Annotated in this window: 19 protein-coding genes and 1 pseudogene; 10 read left to right on the top strand and 10 right to left on the bottom strand. The window is 29.0% G+C overall.

The genetic code is table 11. From position 1 onward, the window contains the following. Nucleotides 1-513 precede the first annotated feature (513 nt). From pdhA to AXE85_RS04835, 8 genes are all read left to right on the top strand, one after another. Nucleotides 514-1620 carry a pyruvate dehydrogenase (acetyl-transferring) E1 component subunit alpha gene (gene pdhA / locus AXE85_RS04800; RefSeq protein ID WP_062173519.1) on the top strand — a complete coding sequence of 369 codons (1107 nt, stop codon included), beginning with the start codon at nt 514-516 and terminating at the stop codon, nt 1618-1620. A 1-nt stretch (nt 1621) separates the two neighbouring features. Then, complete coding sequence (locus tag AXE85_RS04805; RefSeq protein ID WP_062173521.1) at nt 1622-2599, top strand: alpha-ketoacid dehydrogenase subunit beta; 978 nt, start codon at nt 1622-1624, stop codon at nt 2597-2599. 18 nt (nt 2600-2617) lie between these two features. Further along, a complete protein-coding gene (locus AXE85_RS04810; RefSeq protein ID WP_062173523.1) occupies nt 2618-3925 on the top strand; it encodes a dihydrolipoamide acetyltransferase family protein in 1308 nt (435 codons plus the stop codon). A 2-nt stretch (nt 3926-3927) separates the two neighbouring features. Beyond that, nucleotides 3928-5337, top strand: coding sequence for a dihydrolipoyl dehydrogenase (gene lpdA, locus AXE85_RS04815; protein WP_062173525.1), 1410 nt, complete (start codon nt 3928-3930; stop codon nt 5335-5337). A gap of 172 nt (nt 5338-5509) precedes the next feature. Beyond that, entirely contained in the window at nt 5510-6559 is a 1050-nt protein-coding gene (locus tag AXE85_RS04820) for a PTS sugar transporter subunit IIC (RefSeq protein ID WP_062173527.1), read from the top strand. A 68-nt stretch (nt 6560-6627) separates the two neighbouring features. Next, entirely contained in the window at nt 6628-7533 is a 906-nt protein-coding gene (locus AXE85_RS04825; protein ID WP_062173529.1) for a phosphate acyltransferase, read from the top strand. 2 nt (nt 7534-7535) lie between these two features. Next, nucleotides 7536-8603 carry a butyrate kinase gene (gene buk, locus AXE85_RS04830; protein WP_062173531.1) on the top strand — a complete coding sequence of 356 codons (1068 nt, stop codon included), beginning with the start codon at nt 7536-7538 and terminating at the stop codon, nt 8601-8603. Between the two features lie 97 nt (nt 8604-8700). Then, nucleotides 8701-9522 carry a lipoate--protein ligase family protein gene (locus AXE85_RS04835; protein WP_062173533.1) on the top strand — a complete coding sequence of 274 codons (822 nt, stop codon included), beginning with the start codon at nt 8701-8703 and terminating at the stop codon, nt 9520-9522. Nucleotides 9523-9565: 43 nt separating this feature from the next. On the opposite strand, the gene AXE85_RS04840 is transcribed toward AXE85_RS04835, so the two are convergent. Both AXE85_RS04840 and AXE85_RS04845 read right to left on the bottom strand, forming a co-directional pair. Beyond that, nucleotides 9566-10294 (bottom strand): DUF554 domain-containing protein, encoded by a 729-nt coding sequence (locus AXE85_RS04840; protein ID WP_062173535.1) that lies wholly within the window; start codon nt 10292-10294, stop codon nt 9566-9568. A gap of 178 nt (nt 10295-10472) precedes the next feature. Continuing rightward, nucleotides 10473-11351 carry a LysR family transcriptional regulator gene (locus AXE85_RS04845; RefSeq protein ID WP_062173537.1) on the bottom strand — a complete coding sequence of 293 codons (879 nt, stop codon included), beginning with the start codon at nt 11349-11351 and terminating at the stop codon, nt 10473-10475. Between the two features lie 273 nt (nt 11352-11624). On the opposite strand from AXE85_RS04845, the gene recD2 reads away from it, so the two are divergent. After that, nucleotides 11625-13952 carry an SF1B family DNA helicase RecD2 gene (gene recD2, locus AXE85_RS04850; RefSeq protein WP_062173539.1) on the top strand — a complete coding sequence of 776 codons (2328 nt, stop codon included), beginning with the start codon at nt 11625-11627 and terminating at the stop codon, nt 13950-13952. A gap of 61 nt (nt 13953-14013) precedes the next feature. On the opposite strand, the gene AXE85_RS04855 is transcribed toward recD2, so the two are convergent. Continuing rightward, nucleotides 14014-15159, bottom strand: coding sequence for an MFS transporter (locus AXE85_RS04855; RefSeq protein ID WP_062173540.1), 1146 nt, complete (start codon nt 15157-15159; stop codon nt 14014-14016). 11 nt (nt 15160-15170) lie between these two features. Next, complete coding sequence (locus AXE85_RS04860) at nt 15171-15866, bottom strand: CPBP family intramembrane glutamic endopeptidase (RefSeq protein ID WP_062173542.1); 696 nt, start codon at nt 15864-15866, stop codon at nt 15171-15173. A 287-nt stretch (nt 15867-16153) separates the two neighbouring features. Between AXE85_RS04860 and AXE85_RS08870 the strand changes: the two are divergent. Continuing rightward, nucleotides 16154-17555: pseudogene (locus AXE85_RS08870) on the top strand (ISL3 family transposase). Nucleotides 17556-17638: 83 nt separating this feature from the next. Here AXE85_RS08870 and lspA read toward each other — a convergent pair. From lspA to AXE85_RS04900, 6 genes are all read right to left on the bottom strand, one after another. Then, nucleotides 17639-18091 carry a signal peptidase II gene (lspA, locus tag AXE85_RS04875; RefSeq protein ID WP_062173544.1) on the bottom strand — a complete coding sequence of 151 codons (453 nt, stop codon included), beginning with the start codon at nt 18089-18091 and terminating at the stop codon, nt 17639-17641. Nucleotides 18092-18110: 19 nt separating this feature from the next. Then, nucleotides 18111-18752 (bottom strand): endonuclease III, encoded by a 642-nt coding sequence (nth, locus tag AXE85_RS04880; RefSeq protein ID WP_062173546.1) that lies wholly within the window; start codon nt 18750-18752, stop codon nt 18111-18113. After that, nucleotides 18733-19260, bottom strand: coding sequence for a DnaD domain protein (locus AXE85_RS04885; protein ID WP_062173549.1), 528 nt, complete (start codon nt 19258-19260; stop codon nt 18733-18735). Before AXE85_RS04885 ends, nth begins: the two co-directional genes overlap by 20 nt. A 2-nt stretch (nt 19261-19262) precedes the next feature. After that, nucleotides 19263-20549, bottom strand: a complete 1287-nt coding sequence (asnS, locus tag AXE85_RS04890; RefSeq protein WP_062173551.1) for an asparagine--tRNA ligase — start codon at nt 20547-20549, stop codon at nt 19263-19265. Nucleotides 20550-20691: 142 nt separating this feature from the next. Next, nucleotides 20692-22548 carry an exonuclease domain-containing protein gene (locus AXE85_RS04895; protein WP_371523934.1) on the bottom strand — a complete coding sequence of 619 codons (1857 nt, stop codon included), beginning with the start codon at nt 22546-22548 and terminating at the stop codon, nt 20692-20694. A 33-nt stretch (nt 22549-22581) separates the two neighbouring features. Beyond that, nucleotides 22582-23751 (bottom strand): CCA tRNA nucleotidyltransferase, encoded by a 1170-nt coding sequence (locus tag AXE85_RS04900; protein WP_062173555.1) that lies wholly within the window; start codon nt 23749-23751, stop codon nt 22582-22584. Between the last annotated feature and the right edge of the window lie 68 nt (nt 23752-23819).

The following is a 23819-nucleotide window of genomic DNA, read 5'->3' on the forward strand; positions in this document are numbered from 1 at the left end:
ATTCAACTATATTATAACAAATAAACCGTTTTCTTTTCAGAAAAACAATAATACAAAAGAATACTAATATTTAGGAAGAAATTAAAAATACTAGAAACTAAAATTTTTATCGTTTTATAATTATTTAAAAAATAAATTTCATATACCTCAATAACATTTTTTATAATTATATTACTTAAAACAACTAATGGAAAAAGTATAAATTTTAGGCACAAAAGATACATATGTTAAACAAGGAAATTAAACATGTTAAAAAATATATCCATAAAGTATAAATTTTATCTATTAAGTTAAGAAAATTTAATACATATAAATATTAAATTTTTTAAAAATATTTAACTGTCTATTTATATATAACACTTCTTAGACCTAATATATAATATATTTTTAATTATAAGAACTATTAATTTTATTAATACTTATATTAAAAAATGCAATTAGAAATTTTTATATAAATAAAATATAATAAAGATATAAGGAATCGTTTTCAAATATAACAAAGGAGTGAGCATTATGAAAATTGTAAACAAAGGAACTTTTGCTTTTGAAGATTCAATCACACAAGCAGCGAAACTGTTTCCAATGTATCAGGTTTTAAATGAAGATGGAGAAATTGTTAATCCCGATTTATTTCCTGATGTAAGTGATGAAAAGCTTGTTGAATTGATGAAAGTATTGATTTTCGGAAGAACATATGACGAACGCGTCATTATTCTTAATCGACAAGGTGCATTAGGTAATTATCCGCCTGCCGGTGGTCAAGAAGCAAGTCAGCTTGCTACGACATTTGCGTTACAGGATAATGATTTTTTAGTACCTACCTACCGTGATATTCCTCCGTTATTATTACGTGGACTAACTCTTGAACAAGCATTTTTATGGTATAAAGGTCATATTAGATCAAATCAATATCCAGAAAGCATTACTGCATTTTCTCCACAAGTTATCGTAGGTGGTCAAATGCCACATGCGACCGGGGTAGCATTCGGTAAACGTTTAAAAGGTGAAAAAAATGTTGTATTAGCATTTTGTGGTGATGGCGGTTCATCGCAAGGAGATTTCTACGAAGGTTTAAATTTTGCAGGTGTTTATAATGCGCCATTAATAACTATTCTACAAAATAACGGTTACGGTATTTCAACTCCAACATCAAAACAAACAAAAGCACTTACCTTTGCACAAAAAGGTGTTGCTGCCGGTATCGCTTGTATTAAAGTAGACGGAATGGATCCGCTGGCAATGTATTCTGCTGTATTAAAAGCACGTGAATATGCCATTGAGAATGGGCCGGTATTAATAGAAGCATATACGTACCGTTTAGGACCACATACCATGTCAGATGATCCTACTCGTTATCGTAGTGATGAAGAAGTAGCCGAATGGCAAAAAAAAGATCCGCTTATAAGATTAAGAAAATATCTTGAGAAAAAAGGATTATGGAACGAAACGATGGAAGAAGAAACTGTTGAAGATGTAAAACGTCAAATTAAAGAAGCTATGGTTAACATTAACAAAGCGGAAAAACAAAAAATATCAACATTCTTAGAGTATATGTTCGAAGTACCGACTCAAAATATTAAAGAACAAATTGAAATTTATAAACAAAGGGAGGCGGAATAACATGACTGAAAAAACTATTGCACAAGCTGTAACAGAAGCATTAGATTATAAATTAGCAACCGATGATAAAACTATTATCTTTGGAGAAGATGTAGGTAAAAATGGTGGCGTGTTCCGTATCACAGACGGTTTGCAAGCAAAATATGGTGATAAACGTGTTCTTGATACCCCACTTGCAGAGTCAGGAATTTTAGGATTATCTATAGGGCTTGCCGCAGAAGGATTTAGACCCATTCCTGAAATTCAGTTTTTAAGTTTTATTTTAGAAGGATTTGATGCAGTTTACTCTCAATTATCACGTTTTAGATATCGTTCAGGAAATACTCGTAATATGCCGGTAACTATCCGTTCCACTTTTGGAGGTCCTGTACATACTCCGGAATTACACTCTGATAGCTTAGACGGTTTATTAGCACAAATCCCCGGATTACGTGTTGTTGTGCCAAGCAACCCCTATGATGCAAAAGGCTTGCTGATTTCTGCCATCGAAAGTAACGACCCTGTTGTTTTTTTAGAACATCTGAAAATGTATCGTTCAATTAAAGGCGACGTTCCGGAAGAAGCTTATCGTGTTCCATTAGACAAAGCAAGTGTTGTAAGAAAAGGTACTGATGTGTCTATTATCACTTATGGATTAATGGTTCATTACAGCTTGCAAGCAGCTGAAGAATTGGAAAAACAAGGTATTTCAGTAGAAGTTGTTGATTTACGTACAGTATCTCCTATTGATATGGAAACTGTTATCACCTCCGTGAAAAAAACCGGTCGTGTCATAGTTGTTCAAGAATCACAACGTCAGGCAGGGGTTGCAGGTCAACTGTTATCTGAAATTGCTGAACGTGCATTTATGTATTTAGATGCTCCTGTTGGTCGTGTTACATCACCGGATACAACATTTGCGTTCGGTTTAGCAGAAGATTACTGGCTACCTACTCCGGAAGATATTATAGCAAAAGCTAAGGAAATATACGATTTTTAGTTGAAAGGAGGGAAAATTATGATTTATTCATTTATTTTACCGGATAGCGGTGAAGGATTACATGAAAGTGAAATTATATTATGGGGATTCAAAGAAGGTGAAACGGTCAAAGAAGACGATATTTTAGTAGAAATACAAAGTGATAAAGCTGTTATCGGTTTACCATCACCTGTCACCGGTACTATTAAAACAATATATGCAAAAGAAGGAGATATTGCTAAGGTAGGTTCGGTTATCGTTGATATAGAAACTGAACATGTACCTAATGATTCCCCAAAAGAAAAACAAAGTAATACAGAAGAAAAAATAAATATTCCTACTCCGGTATCATCTAAAAAAGAAAATAATAATGATATTGATATCCGTTTGTTAGCCATTCCTCGTGTTAGAAAATATGCACGCGAAAAAGGTGTAGATATACGCTTAGTATCCCCAACCGGTAGACGTGGGCTAGTTACAATTAAAGATATTGATAATTATTTAAGCGGCACTAACCAAGTAACAATAGATAAACATTCAATAGTAGATATTAGTCCGGAAGCCGTTATTGAAGATATAAAACCTGCTGCTCAAGAAGATATACAGCCACAAATTTCTACTATTCCTACGCATAAAGAACGCATCACACGTGTTCCGATGTCCGGTATTCGTAAAGTAATTGCCAAAGCAATGGTTTCAAGTAAGACAATTTCTCCTCATGTAACAGTGTTGGATCAAGTTAATGTTGAACGATTGGTAGAGCATAGAAATTCAATAAAACCACTCGCTCAAGATAGAGAAATAAAATTAACATATACGGCATATTTTATTAAAGCTGTTGCCGCTACATTGACAAAATTCCCGGAATTGAATGTTTCTATTGATAATGAAAAACAGGAAATTATTTATAAGAACTATATTAATGTTGGTGTAGCTACGGATACTCAACATGGATTATTTGTTCCAAATATTAAAGATACCAACCATAAGAGTTTATTTACTATAGCTCGTGAACTGGAAAAAAACACAGAATTAGCACATGCAGGTAAATTGGGCCGTGACGTTCAAACTGATGGATCAATGACTATAACTAATGTTGGATCAATCGCTACCAGCGGAGTATGGGCAACTCCAATTATTAATCAACCGGAAGTGGCAATTTTAGGTTTTGGACGTTTTGAAGAAACATTTATTCCCGATGAAAACAAACAACCAAAACTTGTTCCTATGTTAAAACTATCATTCTCATTTGATCATCGTATAATAGATGGCGGTACAGCACAACGTGCATTAAATACAATTAAAGAATACTTAGCTAATCCTGAATTATTATTGGTGGAGGGATAAGTATGGTAGTTGGAAATTTTATTCAAGAATTAGAAACAATCGTTATAGGTGGAGGCCCCGGTGGATATGTGGCTGCTATTCGTCTTGCACAACTTGGGAAAAAAGTTACTCTCTTTGAAAAAAATAAAGTTGGCGGTACATGCTTACACTGTGGATGTATCCCCTCTAAAGCATTAATTTCAGTCGGCCACCAATACGAGAATACTAAAAACACTTCAAGAGGTATTAAAGCTGATAATGTTACTATTGATTTTTCACTTACACAACAATGGAAAAATGAAGAAGTAATAGGTTTGTTACATAATGGTGTTAAGAATTTATTAAAGAAAAATGGTGTAGAAGTAGTCTACGGTGAAGTTAATTTTGTTAATGATAATACCGTCAGTGTTATTTTAGATGAATTCCACAATAATACCTATCATTTCAAAAATGCTATTATTGCAACAGGAACTGAACCTATTGAAATAAAAGGATTTAAGTTTAAAGATCGTATTCTCAGTTCAACAGAAGTATTAAATTTAATCGAAATTCCGAGTTCACTTGTTGTTATAGGTGGAGGATATATCGGAATTGAACTGGCAGGAGCATATGCTACACTTGGCACAAAAGTAACGATACTTGAAGGAACAGATAAGATATTACGCGTCTTTGAAGATGATATTGCCAATGTTGTTATAAATAATCTCAAATCAAAAGGTGTGGAAATTATTACCAACGCTCATGCTGAAAATGCAGAAAGTAGTGATACATCTGCCCTCGTTAATTATTCAATAGGTAATGAGAAATACTCCATTTCAGCAGATTATGTCCTCGTTTCTGTCGGAAGAAAACCCAACTTTGAAGAATTAGGTTTGGAATATGCAGGTATAGAATTAGATAGTAAAGGTTTAATACGTGTCGATGAGCAACGCCGTACCACTGTAAAACATATTTTCGCTATCGGTGACATTGTTCCCGGTCCTACACTTGCACATAAAGCTATGTATGAAGCAAAAATAGCTGCTGAAGCACTAGTTGGGGACAGCACCGCTGTTGTAGATTATTTCAGTATTCCTACTGTATGTTTCACTACGCCGGAAATAGCACTTGTCGGATATACTAAAGAACAAGCTAAAGAACATGGTTATGATGTTGTTGTCGGTCAATATCCATTCGGTCACAACGGTCGTGCATTATCCATTGGACAAAATCAGGGATTCGTCCGCATAATTGCACTAAAAGATACCAACAAGCTATTAGGTGCGGCTATTGTTGGTCCCGGTGCCAGTGATTTAATTGCAGAATTATCTATAGCAATAGAACAAGGATTAACCGTTGATGATATTTCCTTAACTATACATGGTCATCCGTCATTAAATGAAGTAGTTGTTGAAGCAGCAGATATGATATTGAAAAAAGCCATCCATGGATAACTCCGGAGATTGAGGGGGATTATCCCCCTTCTCTTTATTGCATAATTAATATAAATAAGTTTATGTAAACTTCATGGTATATTTATTACAAATTTTATACAAAAATACTAATTTGTTTTATAATATTTAACAAGTATTTTTACTACTAAATATTTATAAGGAGGTTACTATAATGGAAGAAAAAGTAACGTTTAAAACATTTATTATGAATGTACTTAATGGTATTGCTTTAGGTACTGTTATTTGCTTAATACCCGGCGCATTACTAGGTGAATTATTAAAACCCTTAGTCAAAGCATATCCAAGTTTATCGTTTTTATCAATGTCAACAACAATATCTAATGCCGTTATCGGGCTTGCATCCGGTGTTATTATAGGGATGATGTTTAAGTTTACACCTATACAATCTATTTCCATCGGATTAGCTACACTTTACGCAAGCGGTTCTATTGTTTTAACACCTGATAAAACGGGACTTATGTTAAAAGGTGCCGGTGACATTGTTACTATGATTTTTACAGCAGCATTAGCTACCGCTTTTATACTATTAATCGGTGATAAAACTAAGAATTATGCGGTATTAATACTACCGCCATTGACATTAGTTGGCGTCGGCGGTATTGGTAGATATACACTGCCTTTCTTTTCAGAATTGACTAGAATTCTCGGAGACGGTATTAAACATTTATTAACACTTCAACCGATTTTACTAACAATTCTAATTGCTATTATCTTCGCTTGTTTAATAGTAACACCGATTACTTCTGTTGGTGTTGCACTTGCTATTAATATTGACGGTATTGCTTCCGGTGCTGCTAACCTTGGTATTTGTGCTTGTGGTTTTACCCTTGCAATTGCAGGATGGTATGTTAATAGTAAAGGTATTAGCTTAGCACATTTTATCGGTTCGCCGAAAATTTCAATGGCAAATGTTCTTGCTAAACCAAAAATTATGCTCCCTGCTATATGCAGTGCCGCATGCACCGGTGTTCTAGCAACATTTTTTAATATTAAAGGTACTGCAATGAGTGCAGGTTTCGGTTTTAGTGGATTTGTAGGGCCACTAGCACACCTAAGCACTACTAATGGAGGAATTTTTGAGATAATTAAAGCCTTTCTGATTTTTGCAGGAGTACCAATTATCACAGGATATTTCTTTGTTAAGTTATTTACAAAAATTATCCCTATTATTAAAGAAGAAGACTATAAAATTAATTTATAATATATTGCACCTAATAACAACAATAAATTCTGTTTTATTAGGTGCATTTTTTACAAGGAGATTTATGTATGATAAAAAATTTTAAAGAAATTGATGAATTATTAAAAAAAAATGTAGCAACTCCAAAAAAAATCGTTGTCGTTAAAGCCGGTCAAAAGCACGCATTACAGAGTGTTTTTGAGTTTGCACGTGCAGGATATTTAACTCCTATTTTAATCGACTCTAAGGAAACTATTATCAATATACTTTCCTCTATTGATACTGAAAATATTCCATATGAAATTATTGATGAGGCTGATGATACGCTGGCTGCCAAGAAAGGTGTTGAATTAATCAAAAATAAAAAATCTGATTTTTTAATGAAAGGTCAACTTAATACCGCAACATTACTTCGTGAAGTTGTTAACAGTAAAACAGGTATTCGAAATAATGATGTACTTTTCCATCTAGCACTTTTGGATATTCCAAATTACAATAAACTGCTTGGTATCACCGATGGTGGTATGCTCCTTTTTCCGACTATAGAACAAAAAAAACAAATTATTACCGATGTAACTGATATTTTTACAAAATTAGGATATAAAAAAACAAAAATCAGTTTATTATCAGCTGCTGAAAAAGTTAACCCTAAACTGCAATCATCCGTCGAAGCTGCTGAAATAGCCGAACAATATAAAAGTAACACAAACATTATAGTCGAGGGCCCTCTATCACTAGATATATCACTTGATAAACCTATTGCTGAAGAAAAAGGCTATACCGGTGTTATTCAAGGTGATGCGGATGTGTTGCTGGTACCGGATATTGTTTCAGGAAATGCTGTATCTAAATCACTTATTCTAATGGCAAACGCTCAAATGGCAGGTCTTGTGCTTGGAGCAACCGTTCCTATTGTTTTAACATCACGTTCTGCTACTGAAATAGAAAAAAAATATTCATTAGCACTCGCATTACTAGTCAGTGGAGGTAAATAAATATGAAAAAAATATTTGTTATTAATCCCGGTGCAACTTCGACTAAAGTTGCTTATTTTGAAGATGAACAACAAGTATTCGGAACCGAACTTACTTATAATATTGATGATTTAAAAGTATTTAAAACAGTTTTTGAACAACTTGATTTACGTTTTAAAGATATTAAAAACATTATTAATACACATTTAACGAACATTAGCTTTGATGCTGTCGTTGGGCGCGGAGGACTATTACCACCTGTTGAAGCCGGTGCTATAGAAGTAAACGATGAATTAATTGATTGTTTAAAAAACAGACCGGTCTTAGAACATGCATCTAATCTTGGTGCTGCTCTTGCAAACAGAGTTGCTAAGGAATTCGGTTCTATATCTGCAAAATCATTTATTTATGATCCCGTTACTGTCGATCAAATGGACAATATTGCACGTATTTCCGGTTCTTCTTTAATAGAACGAAGTAGCACCGGCCACGCATTGAATATGCGTGCAGTTGCCAGAACGATAGCTAAAACTCTTAACAAACCATATGAAGAAAGCAATATAATCGTTGTTCATGTTGGCGGTGGTGCCAGCGCAAGTGCACATAAAAAAGGACGTATGATAGATGTTATTTCAGATGATGAAGTAATGTTCTCAAGTGAACGTACGGGCGGTATTCCTTTGAAACAATATATCAAACTGTGTTACATGTACGATAAACAAACCGTTACCGAACTAACTCGAAAAAAAGGTGGTCTTGTTTCGTATTTCGGCACAAATGATGCACGAAAAATACATGAATTGATGAATAATGGTGATGAAAAAGCGTTATTGGTTCTAAAAGCTATGGCTTATCAAATTGCTAAAGCTATTGGAGAATTAGCGACTGTTTTAAAAGGTAATGTAGATGCAACTGTACTCACAGGAGGAATTGCTCATTCTAGTTTTATTGCAGAAGAAGTACATGAGCGTGTGAAATTTATTGCACCGTTTTTTACCGTCCCCGGTGAAAAAGAAATGTCAGCACTCGCTAACGGTGCACTACGTGTTTTAAATGGTGAAGAAACAGCTCAAATTTTTAAAGAAAAATAAATTATTTATCTTAATCAGGCTAATAATTATATTGGCTTGATTTTTTATTTTTGATATAATAAGTAAGTAACACAATAATTTCATTTTTGGAGTCATTATGCTTAAACTGTTAACAAATAAAAAATTTAATATTTTTAAAACAATAAATATTGTAAACCCACTTATTCCAATTGCAACCGATGAGATGTTTTTAAGAACCGAACTGTCCGATAATGAATGTATATTACACATATATACATTAACCAATTCAGCTATAATCGGTATTCCTGATACAAGAATTCCATTCTTTTATAAATCGCTTTTTACGTTTTATAGAAATAATATGATTCCTGCTGTTAGAAATATCGGTGGTCTTGGAATTATCGCTGATACCGGTATTTTAAATTTTTCTATTATTATGACAAAACCCAAAGAAAATTTTTCAATTAATGAAGGTTATTTTCTTATGACTGATTTCATTAAAGCTATATTTCCCGAAGGAAGTAAATCAATAAAAGCATATGAAATTAAAAACTCATATTGCCCGGGAGATTTTGATCTGAGTATTAACGGAAAAAAATTTGCAGGTATTGCCCAACGAAAAATAAAAAATTCCGTCATTATCTCTATTTACATAAGCCTGTTTGGCAATCAAAACCGACGTGCTGGAATTATGAAAGAATTTTATGACATCGGAATTTCTAATCAAAAAATTAACTACAACTACCCCATTATTAAGCCTGAGTGTATGGATACTTTAGAAAATTTACTTGGAATTCCTTTAACAGTAGAAGATATTTTTAAACGTATTAATAAAGTTTTAGCTTCTTTAAACATTATTATAAAAGAAGGAATTTATACTGCCGAAATGTTAGAAAATTATGAACAAATTTTTATTAAATCAAAAGAACGTAATGAATATTTTTTAAAGCAAAAATAAAAATGAACTGATTTAAAAGTCCATTTTTTCAATGTATACATAATCATATTAAGTGTAAAATCACATTAACCCACAACCAACTTAGCGGCATAACAATAACCATTGACGGTATCATATCAGCAACCGGAAACATTTTAACTTTAATTATTCTAAAACCTGTCGCAATCATCAAAAAACCACCACATGCTTTAAAATCAGCAACCATATCCGGTGTTGTTAACGGTACAATAAATCCAGCTGAAAAATATAAACATGAAAAAATGATTAATTGCGGTACCGCAACAAGTGATACGATATAACCAAGGTTACAAGCAAAAATTGCAGCTGTAAAGAAATCTAGGACAGATTTAGCAATCAGTAAACTGGCATCCCCCGTCATTCCTTCATCAAGACTACCATATATACCTGTACCACTAGCACAAAAAAGCACAATCGCCGTAATTAACACCGTTAATGATTCTATTTCCGATATTGTATTTTTACGTGTAGGTATAATTTTAACCATTGCCTTTTGTAATTGCGCACAACCTCGATATATCCATTCACCAAGATGAAATATAATTCCCAAAATTGTACCGAGAATTATTGCAAAAATTACTGCCGGCATATATTTCATAAGTCCTATTGCTGAAATTCCCATTCCAATTGAGCATAACCCAAAAATTAGATTAAGTTGTTCTTTAAAATGTTCAGAAAATTTATTTCCGAATAATACCCCAACTATACCGCCAAGAAAAATTGCCGCTGTGTTGATTAACACTCCTATCGGCATACTACCCCTCTTTTCTATATTAAATAATCTTATTTACAATTACTATTGTAACACGTATTAAAAAAGATAACAATATTTTTATAAGTCAGTTTTAAGTAATAAAAAAATTATATATGTTTACGTAATTTATTTTATGTAAATAATATCTATACATTAAAAATTATTTCTCTTTTATTTTCTACTTCAATATAGATTCAATAAACAACTCTGCCATTTCAGAAATTTCTTTATCTTTTCTATGTGCAACACCAATAAAATATTCTATATCCTCTTCCAAAGGTATCCACTTAACATCGGAAAATTTCCCAATTTCCTCAAATTCTGCCGGCAATAATACCATACTGTTAAACGTAAGAACACTTTTTACAAGCACTGTCCAATTATCATCAGTAAAAACTATATTAGGATCAAAACCATATTCACGACACTTAATATATATTTCATTACCTAATACATAACTTTTAGATAAAGAACTTAGTTTTTGATTTTTAAAATCCGCTATAGATAATGAACTTCTCTCAGAAAGATGGTGATTTTTTGGAAGTACAACCGCCGCCTTGTATGAACCTTTTTTCTTTTCTATTTTTTCCATAATAATGGAATTCTCATATTGAGGAAATGACAATAGTCCGATATCCAATTCATCATTCACAACCATATGCTGTAATTTTTTAGAACCGTGTTGTATTAAACGTAACTCAACCTTAGGTTGTGTAGCAATAAAATTTGAAATTTCGTCCATATACTGTATAGCAAAAAGTACAGTAAGCCCTACTTTTAATACCGTTTGATTACTATTATGAAAATCATTCATTTTCTCTACAACTTTATTATAGTTTTTTAATAGCTCTTTTCCGCTTTCATAAAGTACTCTCCCACTTTCAGTAAGTATTAGCTGTCTGTTGCTTTGTTTAAATAACACTGTTTCAAATTCTTTTTCTAATTTTTGTATAGCAAGCGATAATGTAGGCTGTGTCACATAAAGTTCTTTAGCTGCCAATGAATAATTTTTTTTATCTGCTACAGTAACAAAATAATTAAGCTGTCTTATGTCCATATATTCTCCCTCCTATTATTCTTTACATTGTTATTATAACAAATTATATTTTTATACGCCACTAGTTTTAGCAATAAACTATACTTACAATATTATTAATATAATTTAAAATTTTATATGTCATTTTTTGCATACTACTTTTAATATTTTACCTTTTATACTTTAATTTAATATATCTATTAAAATTACAACTATCATTATTAGCTATTTATAGACTTTTTGTCTATTATGTATTATTATAGTGTTATTACTTAGTTTATTAGGAGTTAGATAATGAAAACTGTTGAAGGATTTTTAAATAAAATAATTTTCCATAACAAAGAAAACAATTATTACATTCTTTCTATATTTTTAAATGATAATTACGATTTTATTAATGGGGATTATTTCAGTGTTGTTGGGACTTTCCCCGATGTTAAATTTGAAAATGAAGTGCTTTATATGTTTAAAGGAGAAATTATTGAACACCGAAAATATGGTAAACAACTTAGCGCTATAGTTGCCGAGCCCATTATTGAAAAAGATAAAGAAGCTATAATTTCTTATTTATCAAGCTCTATTTTTCAAGGTATCGGGAGAAAAACTGCTGAACATATTGTTGATACTCTCGGTATTGAAGCACTTGACAAAATTTATAATGATAAAGATTCTTTATATAACATTAAGGGTATCACTAAACAACGAAAAGATATTATCTATTCTACTATTATCACTAATAAACAAACACAAGATGTTATTTTAAAACTTAATGAATATAATCTTAGTAATAATTTAATTTTAAAAATCTATAATTTTTATAAACATAATACAATAAAAACTATAACCGAAACACCATATTCTCTTATTCGAGATATTAAAGGAATAAATTTTAAAACTGTTGATAAAATTGCCGAAATTAATGGGATAGCCGCTAATGATAAAGAGCGTATTTTATATGGTTTTATTTATACAATAAACACATTTTGTTTTTCTACCGGAAATACTTACATTAAGAAAAATAGTTTGCTTTATAACACTTTTAATACACTTTATGCATCACGTGAAGAAGTTTTAGCTAAGGAAGATATTGTAAACTCTCTAAACTATGCCCTTGATTTGGGAAAACTTATTGAACTTGATGATAAAATATTTTTACCTGAAATATATTATTCAGAGTATTCTATTTATAGTGATATTGAAAAACGTTTAGAACGAGAAAACACTATTAATTTAGATGATAAATTATTGGAAACATATATTGAAGAAGTGGAAGAAGAATTAGACATTAAATATGATATTGTACAAATTGCCGCAATAAAAAATTCTATCCTAAACAATGTTTCTATTTTAACGGGAGGCCCCGGTACCGGAAAAACAACTATTATTCTTGCAGTGATAAAAATTTTTCAAAAAATTAAAAACTATGATCTTAGCGATCTATTAAACGAACATAAAAATATTCTGACCCTTTGTGCACCTACCGGAAAGGCTGCTAAACGAATGGCAGAAAGCACCGGTTTCTACGCTTCAACGATACATAAAGCAATCGGTTGGACTAATGAAAATGAAAATATGGAAGAATTTATTAGCGATAAAAGTATTAAATCTGAACTTGTTATTATTGATGAAGCCAGTATGATTGACGTTTTTTTAATGTATAATCTTCTTAAAATAATCAACTTTGATGCAAAAATTATTTTAGTTGGAGATAATGATCAACTTCCTTCAATCGCTCCCGGTAATGTTCTTAACGATTTAATAAACTCTAATACAATATCAACAGTTAAATTGAATAGAATTTTCAGACAAAGTGAAAATTCTAGTATTATAAATATATCCCATTCTATAAAAAATAATATCCCATTTGATGTACTTGAAAATTTCGATGATAAAGAATTCCTAATGGCTAATAAAAACGAGATTCTTGATGTAATAGTTACAACTTATAGTAACTTATTAAAAACATCCGGAAAAGAAAAAATACAAATTCTTGCCCCTATTTACAAAGGAATGGTAGGTATAAATGAAATTAATAAAACTATCCAAAATATATTTAATATAAATGAAGTTTATATTGAATATGGAGAATTAATCTACAAGATTGATGATAGAGTTATGCAACTTGTTAATCGCCCGGAAGATAATATTTTTAACGGTGATATTGGATATATCTATGATATAGTAAAAGAAGACGGAAAATTCAAAATTATAATCAACTATGATGAAAATTTTGTTACCTATGAAAAACAAGAACTTAATCAAATAACATTAGCTTATGCTTCTTCTATTCATAAGGCACAAGGTTCTGAATTTGATAATGTAATAGTACCTTTTATAGATTCTTATAATTTTATGTTAAATAAAAATTTAACATATACTGCTGTAACCCGTGCCAAAAAGAAATTAATTCTTTGTGGAAATCCTAATGTATTTTATAAATCTATAGAACCGACGAATACCATTAGTCGACAAACAGCTTTAGAATGGTTCTTTAGATATAATTCGTCTGATAATGAATTTAATAATAAATTTAATGAGGATACTATACTAACTTTTAAAAATATTAATATAATAGACCCGATGATCGGTATGAATGATATAAAACCGGAAGACTTTCTATAGTCTTTCGGTTTTACTAACTTAATTTATGTATTAAAATTTTATAATATGATAAAATTATTTTTTACTTCTCTTTTATTTTCATTGCAAATATTGTTCCAACTAATGCTATTCCGGCCGAAGCATAAAAAACATATGTTGTACTAATATCCCATAATCCTCCCATAAGGTAAAGTCCTACAGCCATGCTTAGTTGAAAACCTATAGCCATATATAAATTCTGCATATCAATAATTTTTTTTGTGCTAAATCCTTTATTTAAAATCAAAATAAAAGCAATATGTGACATTGCAAATGTTATTGCATGAAAACATTGCATTGAAATAAAAACATAAATATTATGAAAAGTTCCCAACACTGCCCAACGTATTACACCACCAACTCCGGATAAAATAAAAAGATGTGTTGGTTTTACTTTACTAATTATATTTTTTGAAAAAATAAAAAATAATATTTCAGCTATCACAGAAATATTCAAGATTATTCCTGATAACCATTTCGCAGATATATTCATACTTTCTAAATAAATAGCATTATAATTATTATAAGCTGTATGAGCTAGTTGATATAAAAAAATTGATATAATTAAAAATAAGGCATTTTTATCTTTTATTACCCATGAATATAATTGTTCTCTTTTTTCTTCCTTTTCTACTTTAAGATTACTTACTAATTTTGGTTGTGGCAAAAACATAAAAATCAAATATATCAATACCAAAAATACTAAAATATAGTATAGCGCATTGTTACCAACATAACCAATAACACCACCAATTAATATTCCAACCAAGGTGAAACTGACAGAACCATATGTTCTAACCTTACCATAATCAATATTTTCCTCTTTTAAAAATAGTGACGCAAGACTTTCCACCAATGGTGATACTGTGAAATAAATCATTCCAAATAAAAATGTTATTATAGTTAAAATACTTTTTTCATTTGTAAAACCATAACTTATTGCAAGTACAAGTCCCACAGCAACCGATATTTTCAACGTTAAACCTAAACTATATTTTTTTACTAAATAGGGACTTACAAAAATACCACTAAGAAATCTGGCAAAATATAACATTGAAAATATTGAACTTGCCTCTAAAACTGTTATATTTTTTACACTCGTTAAATAAAGTATCCAAAACGGTAAAAATACACCATTTACTGCAAATTGTAAAAAATAATTTGTGGATAACCATGTTTTTGATGACATATTTCTCTCCTCTATGCACCTAAAAATATTTGAACAACAACAACTAAAATATTCATAAATATATGAGCAACCATTGGAGTAATAATACTTTTTGTTAAAGTATATAAATAACTAAATACTATTGACATAACGATATAAATTAACATAAGCGGAGAAAACCCGTCGTGCGGTAAAGCGAACACTACTCCTGTTATTACTGCAGGTATAGTAAATCTTATCCATGATTTACTTCCAAGAAAAATATCATAAAAATATCCAAAAACAGCTTTTCTAAAAAATAATTCTTCCATAATAGGTCCTAATACAGTTACATATAACACGAAAATTGGCATACGTTTTATAATTTCTACTACATGACTGGTATTTTTGCTTGTAGTCTGGAATTCAAAAAATTTCGCTAAATATTGCAAGATATAATTAACAGCTCCCTGTAAAAACATCATTGCCATAAACCCTATAAGTCCTATTGTAAAAAGTATTAAAAAATTATACCTTTTTCCATCATGTTCTATGTCGTTCGTTATTTTTCGGCTATACATTCCTAAAATTATAGTTGCAGCTATTGATAAAGCCAGAACAATATTTAATCTTGTGTAAACATTTATTGATGTCGGTAAAATACTCGGTATTACAAATACAGCCATAAAATAAATTAAACCGCTAATTAATAAATATTTAATATTACCTCTTTTAAACGAAATTCTCATATTACCTCCATAAATAAAAACTATAATATCAATTATAACAATGTTATACTTTTAATTCAAATACTTTACAAGTAAAAGAATAATAATAAATTTATTTTCTTTTAAATATTTTATCTACACAAAATATTTTATGTTATCAAAAAGCAGTAAGATAATAAAATTGGTTGTATAATAAATACGGGGCATGAAAAAAAATCCATACCTCGTATTGTTTTTTAATATACAAAAAGACAAATATCCAATATAATTAAAGTGCAAAAAAAATAAACTATGAAAGGATATCTGTCATGAATAATTTTAACACAAAAACAAAAGAAATAAAAGAGGGAGAATTCATTAAAAACCTACTACAAATAAAAGATAAAAATATAACTATTGAGAAAACACATAACGAAACTATAAAAAATAATCAAAAGTACTTTGTATTCAAAGGTACCTTAACATATAAACCCAAGAAGTGTGAATGCTGTGGTTGTCTTAATAAAGGTTATACTGTAGTTAAAAACGGCTTTAATGAACTTACTAGAATTAATCTATTAAAAATATCAGGTATCCCTGCTTATTTGGAACTAAGAAAGCAACGTTTCAAGTGTAAAACTTGTAATAAAAAATTTGTAGCTACTACTTCTTTTGTAGATAAATACTGTAGTATTTCTAAAAATGTTAAGTTTTCTATAATGAGTGATTTAGCTGATACTTTATCTTTTAAACAAATAGCCAAAATGAATAATGTATCGGTTAATACTGTTATAAGAACTCTTTATAAATGTAAATCCCATGTAGACATTCTTAACTATAATACCTTACCTGAGTATTTATGCTTTGATGAGTTAAAGTTTACTAAAGATAGTAAAAATGGTATGAGTTTTATTTTTTTAGATGCTTTAACTCATGAGATTATTGATATAGTTGATGGTAGAACTGAGTATATTTTAAATAATTATTTTTCCAGATTTTCTAAAGAGGCTAGAAGTAATGTTAAGGCTATTTGTATTGATATTTATACTCCTTATATGAAGTTGATTAGAAATAAGTTTCCTAATGCTGAAATTGTTATAGATAGGTTTCATATTATTCAAAATGTTAATAGAGAACTTTATTCAAAATGTTAATAGAGAACTTAATAGAACTAGAGTTAAGCTAATGAATATTTACAAAAAACAAAAAGGTATTAATTATACTCTTTTAAAAAATAATTGGAAGTTAATATTAGAAGATGAAAGTAATGTTACTCATGGTAGGTTTTTCTTTAATAGGAGTTTTAGGAGTTTAGTTACTAGACGTGATATTTTAGATTATTTATTAGGATTAGATTGTATATTTAAGGCTAGCTATGAGAGAGTTCAGGATATTAGATATGCGATAAGGTATAGAAATGAGTTGGAGTTTAAAGAATTAATTGAAAAATCTACTATCGGTTTATCTGATGGTGTTAGTAAGGCTATTAATACTATGAGAAAACATAAAGAGTATATGCTTAATAGTGTTAGGTATTCTATCTCTAATGGTTCTTTGGAGGGTATTAATAATAAGATAAAGGTTTTAAAGAGAGTTTCTTATGGTTATAATAGCTTTTATAACTTTAGATTACGCATTTTAGTTGTTTCTAAGTTATTTGTTTCTGAGTATAAAAATAATATTTCTTTTAAGGGCGTTTTGAAAAATGCCAAGCAACACTGCATTGCTTAGCATTTTATCCTTATTTTTTCTCATGCCCCGTATTTGACACAGAGCCATAAAATTTTATTACCTTACTGTTTTATCATATTTTATTAATTTTCTTCTTTATATATTTTTACAAGTAAAAACAATACCCCTACACAAATAAATGTATCGGCAAGGTTAAAAATTGGAAAATTATATCCGAATAATTCAAAATCTAAAAAGTCAACAACTTCATGACGTATTATTCTATCAATAAAATTACCAATTGCACCACCTACAATCAGCGAAAAAGTAAGAATATCAAATTTAGTAATTTTTTCTCTTTGTTTATAAATATAATAAAAAAGAATAATTAAAAATATAAGTGTTGTTACTATAAAAAAGTACCTGCTGTCTTGAAGTATTCCCCAAGCTGCTCCACGATTTCTATGAGAAGTAATATTAAAAAAGTTAGTTATGATTTCTTTACTATCTCCTAAATTCATATCATTAAGAATAAAATATTTACTAAGCTGATCTAAAAAAATAAAAATTATTGAAAAAATAATAATATATACCATATCGAACTCTCCTTACAAATTATTCAATTAATAATCTTTCCAACTCGGGATCTGTGTCTTTTTCACCACGTGCAGGTAATTTATATCTACCTAAATGTATAAGCTGATGATGAATTTTCCCCCAATCTTTCATAGGAAATATCTCCATTAATTTCTTTTCTACTTCCAGCGGTGTAGCATTCATATCAACAAGCCCCATCAATTTTGTAACACGTTCTACGTGCGTATCAACAGCAATAGCCGGTATCCCAAATCCAACAGAAAGGACAACATTTGCTGTTTTTCTACCAACACCGGGTAACTTTATAAGCTCTTCACGTGTTTGTGGTATTTTGTAATCATAAACATCCCTTAACATATTTGCCATACCCACGATGTTTTTTGATTTTGCCTTATATAATCCTAGACTTTTAATTAATTTTTCTATATCATTAACTTTGGCATCAGCATAATCATCAATAGTTTTATATTTTTCAAATAAACCAACAGTAGCACGGTTAACGTACTCATCTTTACACTGTGCCGATAATAATACAGCAATAATTAATTCAAGATTATTAGAAAAATTAAGCTCACATTCAACATTTGGAAAAACTCTATCAAGATATTTACTTACTTTTTTAGCTTTTTCATTCAATTTTTTATTTGTTAAGCCAGTCATATCCCAAAATATTCTCGCTTTCTTCCGAATTTATCATATCATTGTTAATTTTATTATTTAAAATTCCATTTACATAATTAATATTTTTTGAAATGTTTAGGGCTTCATCTATTTCACTTTTTAAAAATTTTCTGTCAATCCAAGATGAAATAATATCAATTTCTCTCGAAGTCAACATTCTTGAAACCATACTCTCAACTAATTTTAGTAATTCTTTTAGAGTATAAAAATTATCTTCAGTATTAAAAATAATAAAACTAATTCCATTATTTTTTGCTAATTTAATAACTCTTTTTCTAAGTAAACTGTCCAACATAGAAAATATATCTTTTTCAGGCATATTTAGTGCTACTGAAAATGAATTTACAGAAAATATTTTCTCCCCTTGCTCTGTTAAGTAATTTATCTGAAGAAGAAAAATTGCTTCCTCTCCAGATAAATTATAATTTTTGTAATTCATTAAAAATTCAGCATCAACTAATAGTCCATTAGTGTTAACATTTAGCATAATTAAGGTGTAAGTCTATTTAATAGACGTGGGAATGGGATAGTTTCACGAACATGACCATTTCCTGTAATCCATGCCACAGTTCTTTCCAATCCAAGACCAAAACCTGAATGTTCAACAGAACCATATTTTCTAAGATCCAAATACCAACCGTAAGCATCCAAGTTTAAATCATGCTTTTTGATATTTTCCAGCAATTTATCATAATCATCAATACGTTGCGAACCACCAATGATTTCTCCATAGCCCTCAGGTGCAATAAGATCAGCACATAATACTGTCCCCGGGTCAGCAGGATCTTCTATCATATAGAAAGGTTTAATGTCTATTGGCCAATTAGTAATAAATACAGGTTTATTATAACTGTTTGCTATAAATGTTTCGTGTGGAGAACCGAAATCGTCACCGTATTCAATATCATCAAAACCATTATCTTTTAACAACTTAATAGCATCTTTATATTTAATACGAGGAAATTCACCACGAGCATTGTTTAAAGTTTCTAAATCACGCCCAAGAATTTTTAGTTGTTCAGGGCATTTTTCAATAACATCAGCAATTAAATGATTAACGTAAGCCTCTTGTAATGTTAAACTTTCATTATGATTACAAAATGCCATTTCTGCTTCAATCATCCAAAATTCAATTAAATGACGACGTGTTTTAGATTTTTCCGCTCTGAACGTCGGCCCAAATGAAAATACTTTACCGAATGCCATAGCAGTAGCTTCTAAATATAATTGACCGGACTGAGAAAGATAGGCTTCTTCGTCAAAATACTTTGTATTAAATAATTCGGTAGTTCCCTCAGGAGCAGATGAAGTTAAAATTGGAGGATCAGTTTTTAAAAATCCTTCTTTTTCAAAGAAATCATAAGTTGATTTGATAATTTGATTACGAACGATTAAAATAGCATGTTGTTTTTTAGAACGTATCCAAATATGACGATTATCTGCTAAAAACTCTACTCCATGTTCTTTTGGCGTAATTGGATAATCAATTGCTTCCGAAATAATTGTAAAATCTTCAATTTCCAACTCAATACCGGATAACTCTCTATTATTTTCTTTAATTAATCCTGTTACTTTCAATGAAGATTCTTGAGGCAAATGACGTAATTGTTGATAACGTTCTTCTCCTAAACTCTCTTTTAATGCAACAGCTTGAATAAATCCGGCACCATAGCGTAATTGTAAAAATGCTATCTTTCCACTACTTCTTTTGTTGGAAATCCAAGCACCAATCGTTACTTTTTGACCTAGTTTTTCCTTTAAATTATTGATGTTCAAACTAAACTCCTCCTTAAAAAATTACTTTTAAATATTTCAATCTTTAATTATAAAAACTAATAAAATTATAACATAAAATAATATTTTTTTAAATAATAACGGAATAATATCAAATCAAAATGCTTCTATATTTATATAATACTTAATATTCTAAATTTTTTAAAACAACTATAGAATCAAAGATATTTTTTAAATAACAATTATATTCTAAAATATCTTTAGTAGCATAGCAAACATACATTAAACGATTATTTTTATTTAGATCAATATATAAGTCTCTAAAATTATCTGTTGACGAAAAATTAATATATTTTATATAAGATTTTTTATCACGTTCACTAAAATATAAGTCACGGTATTTATTACTTTCAAAAATATATAAAATTCTGCCTTGTATTTTATTAAACAATATCTCATTTTTATCGGAAACGTAACTAATATTCAATCTGTTTTTTACATTTAAATAATAATATTTTTTTGTATGAATAGAATTAACTATATATTTTATATTTTTGTCATTAACAATCTTTAAGTACAAGCTGTTCTCTTGGGTAAAATTATCAAATTTAAAACTATTTTTTTCATTTATTATTGCCTTATCCAAATTTAAAATAAAACTTTTGGTTATAGGAATTTTCAACTTACTATTACTTACCTCATCTTTAAGTATCCCTATATCCTGCTTAATAAAATAAATACTATCGTTATATAAAAACAAACTTTCGGAAATATACATTTCATTTAAAAATTTAACCAAACTATCCAGATTATCACGAATATTTTTTAAATTTTTATTGCTGGGATTTTGCGATATAGCAATATTTAACTCTGTTATAACATTTTTATAAAAATAGAAATTTATATTTTTAGAATTTAATTCTCTTCCCAGTACATTGGCATTTTCAAATATTAACTTATAATTTTTAAAATATATATTTTTAATAATATTTGAAATATTAGAATAATTTGTAATAATATTTTTGCTCATCTGTGCTTTTTTATTTCTTATATCAAAATAATAAGACTTATGGCTATTTGATAAGTAATCCATAATTTCATCTAAAAATACTTTTTCAGAATTTAAAAGATTTAATTCCGAAAAATCGCCCGTACTTGTTTCCAATATCCAAACAATTAACTTTATTCTAAGATTGACTAAATTATTATCTTTTTTCTTGGGTAAGAGCGAAAATATATTAAGCGGAACATAAGAACTTTTATTTTTTAATATTTCATAGTTTCTTATTTTAAACATTTTAGCATATTCTTCTTCAGGAATTGCAGAAAAAAATATTTTTCCTGATACATTTTTATTTTTATTTGAATAATATATTTTTTTAAATTTTACTCCGGCATAAAAAATATACCCTATATTATTTTTCACAAATTTTCTTTTTGTTCTACTAAATTTCATAAACCAAATAATATCGGATTTAACAGCTGTTAATATTTTTAATATTTTATTATAATTTTCTTGTTCAAGAGAAGATATTTTTTTTGTTATTTTTTTTAATAAATTAGATGTGACTATAACATCCGTCTTTGCATTGTGATAATTATTTCCATTATAAAGATTTAATGAATTAGCTAAATCGGATAATCTATAACTACTTTCCATTGGGAAGAATAATTGTGACAATTTAACAGTATCAAACATTTTAGGTGGTTTATAATATATTCCGTTTTTAATAAAATGCTTATATAAAATTCCATAATCGGAATCTAAACCATGACAAATTAAAATAGAATCTTTTATAAAATTATATATTTTATTTGAAATATCAGAGAATTTCGGTTTATTACTAAGTTGTTTATCAGTAATTCCTGTAAATTCTACAACAAAATTGGATAACCCTGTTTCAGGTTTTATATAATAGTTCATACTATCAACTTCAAAAAAATTACTATCCAGTTTTACTGCAGCTAATTGAATTATTTCTTTTTCTTCCGTTAATTCTATATCCACAATACAAAAATTATTATTTTTCAAATTACTCACCTCTCTTTCATTACAAAATTAAATTTTATCTATCTATATTTTATCCTTTAATTTTAATAAAAAATCTATTATCTCTTTATTACTATTTTGTAGATTATTTAATAAAATATTTACTTCAATTAACCTATTAACTTCTTTTATCCATGATCCGGGTTTTTTATTTATTATTTTTATTATTTCCTTTGATGTTATTTCTATTTCAGAAAAGTTTAAAATAGGTAGAGAAATATCATTTAATTTCTCAATTGACATAATCTTAAATATGTCCACTATGAATTTAACATCTTCTTTTCCAAAATCATAAATTATTACTTCAATAGGAGTTTTTTTGTCAAATTCCAATTTTATTTTTTTATATTTTTTAATTTTATTTATTTCATTATTGGAAAGTTTTAATTTTTTTAACTCCAATAACTCTATATTATTAAAATACATTAACCAATATAATGCTTGAGAAAAAGTAAAATTAGCAAAATCAGTATACTCTTTTACAAATTTAATAAAAGGAATATAACAGCCTATTTTGCTATTAATAAGTTGTTCTAAAGCATTTTTATTACCTTTTTCATGTAATAATTTTTTAAATTCAACTACTACTCTTTCTATAGAAACAAATTTAATTAATTCTCTATTTTTCACAATAGCATTATAAGTTTCATCCTCTATTTTAAATTCTAATTTGGAAGAAAACCGGAATGCCCGCAACATTCTAAGTGCATCTTCATTAAAGCGTTCATTTGGGGAATTTACAGTTTTAATGATTTTATAATTCAAATCACTAAGCCCATTATGAAAATCATAAAGTCGTCCTCTTGAATCCAGTGCCATTGCATTAATCGTAAAATCACGGCGTTCTAAATCCTTTTCTAAACTGCCAACAAATTCTACTTTATCCGGAGAACGATGATTAGTATAGTCTAATTCCGTTCTAAAAGTTGTAACTTCATAATAATTACCTTTATGGAAAATTGTTACAGTCCCATGCTTGATTCCTGTATCAATAGTTCTATTGAAAATAGTTTTTATTTCTTCCGGCAATGCATTAGTTGTTATATCTATATCCGAAAATTCTTTTTTTAATATATAATCTCTAACACAACCACCTACAAAATATGCTTTAAAGTTGTTGTTTTCAAATGTTTTAAGAATTTCAATAGCTGTATTAAATTTTTCTTTAAATAATTCATTATTATATTCTAACACAATTCACCTGCTTTTCACATTTATAAAATTAAAAGGCCGGAGTGGAAGCCCCAGCCTACTAAAATCCT

Origin of the sequence: Gemella sp. oral taxon 928 (genome assembly GCF_001553915.1) — a bacterium.
Taxonomy (GTDB): Bacteria; Bacillota; Bacilli; order Staphylococcales; family Gemellaceae; genus Gemella; species Gemella massiliensis.

Bases quoted from the DNA above. Each gene is read 5' to 3' on its own strand.
- lspA (WP_062173544.1), bottom strand. From the start codon at position 18,091: ATGGTATATATTATTATTTTTTCAATAATTTTTATTTTTTTAGATCAG.
- AXE85_RS04820 (WP_062173527.1), top strand. From the start codon at position 5,510: ATGGAAGAAAAAGTAACGTTTAAAACATTTATTATGAATGTACTTAAT.
- recD2 (WP_062173539.1), top strand. From the start codon at position 11,625: ATGAAAACTGTTGAAGGATTTTTAAATAAAATAATTTTCCATAACAAA.
- AXE85_RS04835 (WP_062173533.1), top strand. From the start codon at position 8,701: ATGCTTAAACTGTTAACAAATAAAAAATTTAATATTTTTAAAACAATA.
- lpdA (WP_062173525.1), top strand. From the start codon at position 3,928: ATGGTAGTTGGAAATTTTATTCAAGAATTAGAAACAATCGTTATAGGT.
- AXE85_RS04855 (WP_062173540.1), bottom strand. From the start codon at position 15,159: ATGTCATCAAAAACATGGTTATCCACAAATTATTTTTTACAATTTGCA.
- pdhA (WP_062173519.1), top strand. From the start codon at position 514: ATGAAAATTGTAAACAAAGGAACTTTTGCTTTTGAAGATTCAATCACA.
- AXE85_RS04810 (WP_062173523.1), top strand. From the start codon at position 2,618: ATGATTTATTCATTTATTTTACCGGATAGCGGTGAAGGATTACATGAA.
- AXE85_RS04845 (WP_062173537.1), bottom strand. From the start codon at position 11,351: ATGGACATAAGACAGCTTAATTATTTTGTTACTGTAGCAGATAAAAAA.
- AXE85_RS04825 (WP_062173529.1), top strand. From the start codon at position 6,628: ATGATAAAAAATTTTAAAGAAATTGATGAATTATTAAAAAAAAATGTA.
- AXE85_RS04805 (WP_062173521.1), top strand. From the start codon at position 1,622: ATGACTGAAAAAACTATTGCACAAGCTGTAACAGAAGCATTAGATTAT.
- nth (WP_062173546.1), bottom strand. From the start codon at position 18,752: ATGACTGGCTTAACAAATAAAAAATTGAATGAAAAAGCTAAAAAAGTA.
- buk (WP_062173531.1), top strand. From the start codon at position 7,536: ATGAAAAAAATATTTGTTATTAATCCCGGTGCAACTTCGACTAAAGTT.
- AXE85_RS04885 (WP_062173549.1), bottom strand. From the start codon at position 19,260: ATGCTAAATGTTAACACTAATGGACTATTAGTTGATGCTGAATTTTTA.
- AXE85_RS04860 (WP_062173542.1), bottom strand. From the start codon at position 15,866: ATGAGAATTTCGTTTAAAAGAGGTAATATTAAATATTTATTAATTAGC.
- AXE85_RS04840 (WP_062173535.1), bottom strand. From the start codon at position 10,294: ATGCCGATAGGAGTGTTAATCAACACAGCGGCAATTTTTCTTGGCGGT.